The following is a 10,508-nucleotide window of genomic DNA, read 5'->3' on the forward strand; positions in this document are numbered from 1 at the left end:
CCCACAACAAGCAGAAGCAGAAGCAGATCTGCTGTGTATGCAAAACCCGCCCTTGATCTGCTTCAACCACTCAGATGTAGATGGCCTCCCACAGTTTTGGGCTTGAGATATTGGATCAACCCCGCTCTGTGCTCAGCTCAATTCCCTGGCCAGAAACGGCGCCGTGCGGCTGGTTTTGCTTTTAGCCACTTTCCAGGGCTCGCCGCTGGCAACCACCTTGCCGCCGAGATCGCCGGCCCCTGGGCCGATGTCGATCACCCAGTCACTCTGCGCCACTACGCGCATTTCATGTTCCACCACAACCACCGTATGCCCCGCGTCCACCAGGTGATTCAACTGGCTAAGCAGACGGTCAACATCGCGTGGGTGCAGCCCGGTTGTCGGCTCATCCAACACATACAAGGTTGCGCCGCGTGCGTTGCGTTGCAGCTCAGTCGCCAGCTTGATACGTTGCGCCTCGCCGCCCGACAACTCAGTCGCGGGCTGGCCTAGACGCAAATAACCCAGGCCGATGTCGCGTAATACCTGCAACGAGCGCAACACGCCAGGCTGTTCAGCAAACACCGCTACCGCCTGCTCCACCGTCAGCCCCAATACGTCGGCGATGCTCAACCCCTGCCATTTAATCGCCAAGGTCTCAGGGTTGTAGCGCGCGCCATGGCAGGTCGGGCACGGCGCATACACGCTTGGCATAAACAGCAACTCGACGCTGACAAAGCCTTCACCTTCACACTGCGGGCAGCGGCCCTTGGCGACGTTGAACGAGAACTGCCCCGCGTCATAACCGCGCTTCTTCGCCGCCGGCATCGCGGCGAACAGCTTGCGCACGTTGTCGAACAGCCCGGTGTAGGTCGCAAGGTTGGAGCGCGGTGTGCGGCCGATGGGTTTCTGGTCGACCTGCACCAAGCGGCGGATGTGCTCCAGCCCGGCACTGATGCGCCCGCCGCTGCTTTGCGGGGTGTCGTCTTCCAGGCTCGGTTCTTCGTCGTTTTCGACCACCCGGCCGAGGCCGGTGCCCACCAGTTCCAGCAGCGCCTGGCTGACCAGGCTGGATTTGCCCGAACCGGAAATACCGGTCACTGCGGTAAAGCAGCCCAGCGGGAAAGCCACGCTCAAGTCATTGAGGTTATTGCGCGTCACGCCTTCCAGCTTCAACCAGCCTGCCGGCTCACGTCGCGACTGGTTTGGCACGCTGCGTTCGGCGAATAAATACGCGCGTGTCTGCGACGCCTCGACCTCGGCCAAACCGGCGGGCGGGCCGCTGTACAGCACGTGCCCGCCATGCTCGCCGGCGGCTGGCCCTACGTCGATCAACCAATCGGCGCGGCGCATGGTTTCCAGGTCATGCTCCACCACAAACAACGAATTGCCTGCGGCTTTCAAACGCTCGAGCGCGGTGAATAACGCCTCGCCGTCCGCCGGGTGCAGCCCCGCTGACGGTTCATCCAGCACATAAATCACGCCGAACAATTGCGAGCCCAACTGCGTGGCCAGGCGCAAGCGCTGCAACTCGCCGGATGACAAGGTCGGCGTGCTGCGCTCCAGCGACAAATAGCCCAGGCCCAAGTCGGTCAAGGTGCTCACCCGCTCAAGCAAATCCTGGGCGATGCGCTGGGCGGCCAGGCGTTTTTCCACTGACAGTTTCATTTTGTCCTGCCCCGCCGCGACCGGCCGCAGCAACTCGGCCACCTGCGCCAGCGACAGTTGTGACAGCTCGCCAATATCCACCCCGGCAAACTTCACCGACAGCGCGGCCTTGGTCAGCCGCTTGCCTTCGCACAAGGGGCAGGCACTGCCTTGCATGAACTGCGAGACGCGCTTTTTCATCAGCGCACTTTGCGTGTGGCTGAAGGTGTGCAAAATATAGCGCCGCGCGCCGCTGAACGTGCCCTGGTAACTCGGCTCCAGCTTGCGCTTCAGCGCCTCGCGGGTTTGCTCCGGGGTGAAGCCTGCGTACACCGGCACGGTCGGGGTTTCTTCGGTGAACAAAATCCACTCGCGCTGCTTTTTCGGCAGGTCGCGCCAAGGCTTATCGACGTCATAGCCGAGGGTCACCAAAATGTCGCGCAGGTTCTGCCCTTGCCACGCCAACGGCCAGGACGCCACCGCGCGTTGGCGAATCGTCAGGGACGGATCGGGCACCATCAGCGCCTCGGTCACTTCGTACACTCGGCCCAGGCCATGGCATTGCGGGCAGGCGCCTTGCGGCAGGTTCGGCGAAAAGTCTTCGGCATACAGCATCGCCTGCCCCGCCGGGTAGCTGCCGGCACGCGAATACAGCATGCGAATCAGGCTCGACAAGGTGGTGACGCTGCCCACCGAAGAGCGCGCGCTCGGCGTGCCGCGTTGCTGTTGCAGGGCCACGGCTGGTGGCAGGCCTTCAATGCTGTCGACATCCGGCACGCCAACCTGGTCAATCAGGCGACGCGCATACGGCGCCACCGACTCGAAATAACGGCGCTGCGCCTCGGCGTATACCGTAGAAAATGCCAAGGACGATTTGCCCGAGCCCGACACGCCGGTGAAGACCACCAGCGCATCGCGGGGGATGTCCACATCAACGTTACGCAAGTTATGTTCACGGGCGCCGCGCACTCGGACAAACCCGAGGTGTTGGGCATTGATTGCAGGGATGTCACGCGGGGAAGTCATGGGCAACCTTGTCTGACTGTGAGCACGCTGCGCACCCGTTGCGTCAGTGCATCGGGGCTGTAGGGTTTGCTCAGCAGGTGAATATCGGCACTCAGCAAGTGATTGCTGGAAAGAATGTCGCGGGTATGGCCGGAGGTGAACAGCACTGCCACTGGCGGCATTTGGGCGCGCGCCATTCGGCCAAATCGGTACTTTTCGACCCGGCGGCATCACCACGTCAGTAAAAATCAGGTCCGGCTGCACACCGCTCTGCAAGGCGTGCATGGCGCGGTCGCCGTCCTCGGCCGTGAACACGGTGTAACCGGCCTGTTCAAGCACATCGACCACCGTTACGCGTACGTCGGCATTGTCCTCGACCACCAGAATCGTCTCTTGGCCACCCTCGTGCAGCGGCGGTTCGACGCGGGTGTCTTGATTCTCTTCGCCCAGGCTGCGCGGGAAATACATCTGCACCACAGTGCCCTTGCCTTCCTCGCTCCACACCTCGACATGGCCACCGCTTTGGCGCACGAACCCGAACACCATGCTCAGGCCGAGGCCGGTGCCATGGCCTGAACGTTTGGTGGTAAAAAATGGCTCGAACACCCGCGCCAGAATCGCTGGCGACATGCCCACGCCAATGTCCGTCACGGCCAGGCGCACATATTCGCCGGGCGTGATGCTCTTGCCCACGCAGTCGTCGGGGTTGAGGATAATGTTTTCACCGGTGATGCGAATCACGCCCTCGCCGCGCATGGCGTCACGGGCATTGATCGCCAGGTTGAGCAGCGCGTTTTCGAGTTGGTTGCGGTCAACGCTGATAAACCAGGAGTCTTGCGGCAGTTTCACATCGATATGGATGGTTTCGCCCAACGCACGCTGCAACAGCTCACCTAACCCTGCGTAGATGCGCTGCGGGTTATACACGGCTGGCGACAACGGCTGGCGGCGGGCAAACGCGAGCAGTTGCGACGACAGCTTGGCGCCGCGCTCCACCGCTGCGATAGCCGCCGTCACCCGCCGCTGAACCTGGGCATTCTCGGGCTCATGCCGGGCCAGCAGGTGCAGGTTGCCGGCGATCACTTGCAGCAGGTTGTTGAAGTCGTGGGCCACGCCGCCGGTCAACCCGCCGATGGCTTCCAGCTTTTGCGATTGACGCAACTGTTCTTCGGCAGCGGAACGCGCTTGCACCTCGGCAGCCACGCGCTGCTCCAGGTTATGCGTCAATTCCCGGCGCAGGCGTTCGGAGTTCACGTGGTCGGTGGTCTCCACCACAATCGCGAGTACACCGGCCGGTGCCTGGTCATCCCCGGCGACAGGGCTGTAGTAAAGGTCCATCCACACCGCTTCCGGCTTGCCGTTGCGCAGCAGCACCAGCTCCTTGTTGTTAAACGACAAGGTGCCACCGGCCAGGCAAGTGTTCATCACCTGCCGGTTGAAATCAGCCACTTCCGGCCAGCCCTGCTCCACCGGCGTGCCCAGCAGGTACGGATGGCGACCACCGGCAAACAGCGAATAGTGGTCGTTATAAATCATATAACCAGCCCGCCCCCACAGCATCACCATGGGCATGGGTGATGCCAGCAGCATCTGCACGGCGCTGACCAGGCTAGTCGGCCAAGCGTCGATCGGGCCAAGGTCGGTGGCCGACCAGTCGAAGGCACGAATCCGCTGGGCCATTTCGCCACCCCAGCCTTCGCAGCCATGGGTGTTGGATAAAAAATGCATCAATGGGCTCTAGGGGAAGATAAGGGGAGATAAGCGGCGCAGTTGCACTGATAAAAACTTGGAGCCTGGCGGCCATAAATCGTTTCATTGCAGATAGCTTATCTGTGAAGGCTTGGGCAACGCCCCTCAGTGAAAATCGCGACTGCGCACATTGATCCCGTCCAGCAGCGGCGTCAGGTCGGTCAGGCGCCCGGCAATCAGGTGCCGTACCTCGCCCACCGCCTCCCAGCGCCCGTCGACTTTCAGCAGCCGCGAACCGACCAACGCCTGGCGCTGACGCTCGGCCAGGTCGCGCCAGACCACCACGTTGAGGTTGCCGAATTCGTCCTCCAGGGTCACAAAAGTCACCCCGCTTGCCGTGCCAGGGCGTTGCCTGCCGGTGACCAGCCCGGCCACGCTGACGTTGCGCCCATGCTCCACCGACATCAGTTCAAGCGAGCTGCGGCAGCGGCGTTTACCCAATTCGCCGCGCAACAACGCCAACGGATGCGGCCCGAGTGTGGTACCCAGCGTGGCGTAATCGGCCTGCAGGTCTTCGCCAACCGTGGGTGTTGGCAGTTCCACCGCCGCTTCATCCGGGCTCGGCAGGCCGCTGAATAAGCCGAGTTGTTTGTGCACGCCCGCCACGTTCCAGCGCGCCTGGTGCCGGTTGCCCGCCAACGCGCGCAAGGCACCCGCGTCCGCCAGCAACGCTTGGGCACGCGCATCCAGCCCGGCGCGTTCATCCAGGTCGGCAATGTCGCTGAACGCACGGCGCTGGCGTACCGCCTCAATGCGCCGCCCCTCTTCCTCGCGAAACCCCGAAATCATGCGCAAGCCCATGCGAATCGCCGGTTGCTGGCCGTCGATTGGTTCCAGGCTGCAATCCCAGTCACTCGCCTGCACATCCACCGGGCGAATCTGCAAGCGATGGCGCCGCGCATCCTGCAGGATCTGGTCCGGGCTATAAAAACCCATGGGCCAGCTATTGATCAGCGCACAGGCGAAGGCAGCCGGTTCATGGCATTTAAGCCAGCAACTGGCGTAGGTCAGCAAGGCAAAACTGGCCGCATGCGACTCGGGAAAGCCATAGCTGCCAAAGCCTTTGATCTGCTCGAAAATCTGCGCGGCAAAGGCCTCGCTGTAGCCGTTTTTCAGCATGCCAGCGCGCAGGCGCTCTTGATGCGGCTCCAGGCCGCCGTGGCGTTTCCAGGCGGCCATGGAGCGGCGTAACTGGTCAGCCTCGCCGGGGCCATAGTCGGCGGCGACCATGGCGATTTGCATGACTTGCTCCTGAAACAACGGGATGCCCAACGTGCGCTCCAGCACCGCTTTTAATTGCGGTGACGGGTAGGTTGTCGGCTCTTCCTTGTTCCGCCGCCGCAGATACGGGTGCACCATGCCGCCCTGAATCGCCCGGGCCGCACAATCGCAACTTCAATCACCAAGTCGTAAAATGTTTGCGGTTTGAGCCTGGGCAGCATCGACATCTGCGCGCGTGACTCGATCTGGAACACGCCGAGGGTGTCGGCTTTGCTGATCATCGCGTAGGTCGCCGGGTCTTCCTTGGGGATCGTCGCCAGCGACAGGTCGCGATGGCGATGGCGGCGCAGCAAGTCGAAACAGCGGCGGATCGCGCTGAGCATACCCAGCGCAAGAATATCCACCTTGAGCAGGCCGACGGCATCAAGGTCGTCTTTGTCCCACTGAATGATGGTGCGCTCTGCCATGGCGGCGTTTTCCACCGGCACCAGCGTGTCCAGCGGGTATTCGGAAATCACAAACCCGCCGGGGTGCTGGGACAGGTGCCGAGGAAAGCCGATCAGTTGTTGGGTCAGCGTGAGCACGCGGCGCAGGACCGGGCTTTGCGGGTCGAAGCCGCCTTCACGCAGGCGCTCAAGGGGCGGCGCGTCATCACTCCAGCGCCCGCAACACTCGGCCAGCGCGTTGATTTGATCCGGCGGCAAGCCCAAGGCCTTGGCCACATCGCGCACCGCGCCGGCGGCGTGGTAACTGCTGACCACTGCGGTTAACGCCGCGCGGGTACGGCCGTAGCGCTGGAACACGTATTGCAGCACTTCTTCACGGCGTTCGTGTTCGAAGTCGACGTCGATGTCCGGTGGCTCATTGCGCTCCTTGGACAAAAAGCGTTCGAACAACATGCTCGTCAGGCTCGGGTCGATTTCGGTAATGCCCAAGGCAAAACACACCGCCGAGTTGGCCGCCGAGCCTCGGCCCTGGCACAGGATCGAACGGCTGCGCGCGAAGCGCACAATGTCGTGCACCGTGAGGAAGTAGCTCTCGTAACCCAGCTCGCTGATCAACTGCAATTCCTTGTTGATCTGCGCCAGGGTCTTGGCGTCGACACCCTGTGGCCAACGCTGGGCGATGCCTTCTTCGGTCACGGCGCGCAACCACGATTGGGCGTCATGGCCTTCGGGCACCAACTCACGCGGGTAGTGGTAGCGCAATTGGCTCAAATCAAAGGTGCAGCGCTGCGCAATGACCAGGGTTTCGTCGCGCAACGCTTGCGGGTACAGCGCGGCCACGGCGTCGAGGCTGCGTAAATGCCGCTCGCCATTGGGGTGCAGGCGCGTGCCCGCCTCGGCCACCGGCACGTGATGGCGGATGGCAGTCATGGTGTCTTGCAGGGCACGCCGGCCACGCGCATGCATGTGCACATCGCCGCACGCCACCGCGGGTATTTTCAGGCTGGCGGCCAGGGCCAAACGTTGCTCCAAATAGCGCGCATCGTCCTGGCCGCAATGCAGGTGCACCGCCAGCCACAGGCGTTCGGCAAAGGTGCGCCGCAGCCATTGGATCGAGGCTTGGGTGTCGCCCTCTTCGGCTACCCACAGTGCCAGCAGGCCGGGCAATGGCTGCTCGAAATCTTCTTGCAGCAGGCGATAGCGGCCTTTTTCGGCGCGTCTTCGGGCCAGCGTGATCAAGCGGCACAGGTGCTGGTAGCCGCTGAGGTTTTCCACCAGCAACACCAGTTTCGGGCCGTTCTCGATGCGCACCTCGCTGCCGATAATCAGCGGCAAACCCACCGCCTTCGCCGCCTGCCAGGCGCGCACGATGCCCGCCAAGGTGCACTCATCGGTGATCGCCAGGGCGCTGTAACCCTGGCGTTTGGCGCGTTCGAACAACTCCAGCGCACTCGACGCGCCGCGCTGGAAGCTGAAATTGGACAGGCAATGCAGTTCGGCGTAACTCATGCAAACCAGCCTTGCAGCCACAGCCCATCGCTTTGCCCCACGGTGCGGTAGGCCCAGCCTTGCTGACCGGCGCGGGTTTGGATCAGGTAGTAATCGCGGCGCACATCGGCGCCATCCCACCAGCCGGACTCGATGCGTTCCGGGCCCATTACTATCTGTACGCCCTGCTCGGCCAGCAAGGTCGGCGCGGGCAGCAACCAGCCGGGGCGTTGCACCTTGTTCAAGGTTGGGCACGCGCGATTATCGGCGGCCGCTTGCCAGGCGCACTCCGGGCGATGGTCGGCATGAAAACGCAGGCCTTGCACCGCCTCATCCCCCAGCCGCGCGCGCAGGCGTTCGCGCAATTGCTCCCACGGCAAGGTTTGTTGCGGGCGGTCGTCGAACAGGTCCTGGCGTTGCGGCACGAATACCGGCAGGTCTTGGGCGACCAGGCGAAAGCCGCGCACCGGCGCGCTGACGTGCACGTGCTCCAGGCGCCCTCGGGCCAATTCAAACAGCATCGCCGGTTCGCGCTCGGCGCTGAGCAGGCCAACCTTGATCACGCTGTCGGGCGCCCCGGCGTGTTCCAGGTGCAGGTCGAAACGTTGCACGCCACTGTCGCGGCCGCAGAGGAAAGCCGACAGGTCGCCGGTCAAGCGGCGCAAGGGAAACAGCAGCGCCTGGTGCGATTGCACGTCGAAATTCAACTCGATGCGTACATCAAACTGGTCCGGCGGCTGATAGAACGCCAGGGCCAACGGCCGCTGCCCGCTCAACGCATCCAGGTGCTTGAGCACGCCGGCATCAAACCGCCGCGCCAAGGTATGCCGGGGCAGCGCTTGCACCTGGGCCAGCGTGCGCAGGCCCATGCGCAACAACGCCGTGGCCGCCTGCGGGTCGAGGCCGGCGCGATCAATGGGCAGCGGCGCCAGGGCCTGCATCAATACCTGATCATCCGCCACGGCCAGGCCATCGTAGATATTGGCCAACGCGCGCGCCGCTGCCGGGTTAGGCGCAGCGACGATGCGATGACGAAACCCCAGCTCGGTCAGCTCGTTACGCAAACGCGCCTCAAACTGCGGCCACGGCCCGAACAGGCCCAGGCTCGATTCGATTTCAAACAGCAAGGCGCGCGGGTAATACACGCTGACCTGAGAGCTGAAACGGTAGGCCCAGGCCGCCAGAAACTGCTGCCAGCGTTCAATCTCTGCGGGGTCATATTCGGCGCTGGCAAAGGTCTTGACCAGCGCATGCGCCGCCGTCAGCGATTGACCGGGGCGCAGGCCCAAGGCGCGGGCGGCGTGATTGACGGTTTGCAGCACGCGGCGTTGCGGCGTGCCGGCCAGCAACACCAAAGGTTGGTCTGGCTCGGGGTGCACACGCTGCACCCCGTCCAGCGCCAATTGCGGGAACACAATACACACCCAGCGCATGGCAACCTCAGTGCCCGGCCAGCGCAATCGGCGCCGGATGCGCCAAGCCGCCCCGGCACTTGAGCACGCGCACTTGGGCGGGTTTTGCCTCGACCGCCAAGCGCAAGGCAGCAGGTGATGAATTAACGGCCTCACTCAAGGAGCGCCACGCAAACGCCAGGGTCTGCCCGGTTTCTGCCGCCACTTGCAAGCGGCGCAAGGCACGGTCATCGGCCTTGTGCGGCCAACACAATACGGCGCCGCAACTGCCCGAACGCAGGCACTGTTCCACCGCCCACAAGGCATCGCGCGCCTCGGCCTGGATCACCGAGAGCTGGCGCAAATCCACCCCGGCGTTCTGCCAGGCGTGGGGGTATGGGGTGTAAGGCGGCGCCACCAGCACAATGCGCTCACCCAGCGCCGATAACCGCGCCAGGGTTGGCAGCACCAATTGCAGTTCGCCGACGCCCTCCTTGGCCATCAGTATTTCGCTCAGCGCCGCTTCCGGCCAGCCGCCGCTGGGCAGCACCGCGTCCAGCGCCGCCAGCCCGGTAGGATGCACGCTGGCCGTGCCGTGGCAGGCCGGCCCTTCCAGACGCGGCCGCCATTGAACAGCGCGTCCAGCGCAACGACGGCGCCCATCAGCCTTGCCTCACCAGGCCGCAGAACACGCCTTCGATCGCCAGGTCCTGGTCTGGCCCTACCTCGATGGGTTGATACGCGGGGTTGCGCGGCAACAGGCGCACATGCTCGCCGTTGCGTTCAAAGCGTTTGATGGTGACTTCGCCGTCCAGGCGCGCCACCACGATTTGCCCGTTCAAGGCTTCGGCGCTGCGCCGTACGCCGACCAGGTCGCCGTCGAGGATGCCGTCTTCGATCATCGAATCGCCTTGCACCCGCAGCAAATAGTCCGGGGTTTTCGCGAAGGTGCCAGGGTCGAGTTGCAAACGGCTGTGCACTTCGGCGTCGGCGCCGATTGGCTTGCCTGCGGCGACGCGGCCGAGCACCGGCACATCCAGCCATTCGGGGCGTGCGGGCTGGTTGAGCAGGCGGATACCGCGAGCCTGGTTGGGGTTGACTTCGATAAAGCCGGCTTCGGTCAGCGCCAGCACGTGTTTGCGCGCGACGCTGCGAGAGGCGAAGCCAAAGGCTCGGCGATTTCGGCGAGGCTCGGGGGCTGGCCTTGTTGCGCGATACGGTCGCGGATGAAGGTCAGGATGGCGGTGCGGCGGGGGGTCAGGGTTGTCATGGAGTACATTTGTACTCTTGTGGGAAATTTCTGACAATAGCCGTCAGTCGGGGTGGGCTTTTGGGGTTATTGAGTGCATATCCGTTATTGAGTTTATGGCTTATATCGGTTCCGCTCTTACAGCGGGTCACTTTTGAAAGGCCCCAAAACGCTCTTGCCCCATCACTCGGTGCCTCGTGGTTTAACGGGGGCGCTTCTCAAATCAAGATCACAAGCCGAACTCGGTCAACTGTGGGAGGGGGCTTGCTCCCGATGGCGGTGTGTCAGTCAACTCAGTGTATCAACTGTAAAACTGCTATCGGGAGCAAGCCC

General features: G+C 63.4%; 2 protein-coding genes and 4 pseudogenes. All 6 read right to left on the reverse strand.

Features of this window, described 5'->3' with window-relative positions:
- Nucleotides 1-132: 132 nt before the first annotated feature.
- Entirely contained in the window at nt 133-2,652 is a 2,520-nt protein-coding gene (gene uvrA / locus F0169_RS28290; RefSeq protein WP_152746086.1) for an excinuclease ABC subunit UvrA, read from the reverse strand.
- Nucleotides 2,649-4,359: pseudogene (locus F0169_RS28295) on the reverse strand (ATP-binding protein). The gene uvrA and the pseudogene F0169_RS28295 overlap by 4 nt, the downstream one beginning before the upstream one ends.
- A gap of 126 nt (nt 4,360-4,485) precedes the next feature.
- Nucleotides 4,486-7,556 (reverse strand): annotated as a pseudogene (locus tag F0169_RS06860) (error-prone DNA polymerase).
- A complete protein-coding gene (locus F0169_RS06865) occupies nt 7,553-8,968 on the reverse strand; it encodes a Y-family DNA polymerase (protein ID WP_152746087.1) in 1,416 nt (471 codons plus the stop codon). The pseudogene F0169_RS06860 and the gene F0169_RS06865 overlap by 4 nt, the downstream one beginning before the upstream one ends.
- A 7-nt stretch (nt 8,969-8,975) precedes the next feature.
- Nucleotides 8,976-9,589, reverse strand: a pseudogene (imuA, locus tag F0169_RS06870) (translesion DNA synthesis-associated protein ImuA).
- Nucleotides 9,589-10,205, reverse strand: a pseudogene (lexA, locus tag F0169_RS06875) (transcriptional repressor LexA). The pseudogenes imuA and lexA overlap by 1 nt, the downstream one beginning before the upstream one ends.
- Nucleotides 10,206-10,508: the final 303 nt, after the last annotated feature.

The organism is Pseudomonas kitaguniensis (assembly GCF_009296165.1).
GTDB lineage: Bacteria > Pseudomonadota > Gammaproteobacteria > Pseudomonadales > Pseudomonadaceae > Aquipseudomonas > Aquipseudomonas kitaguniensis.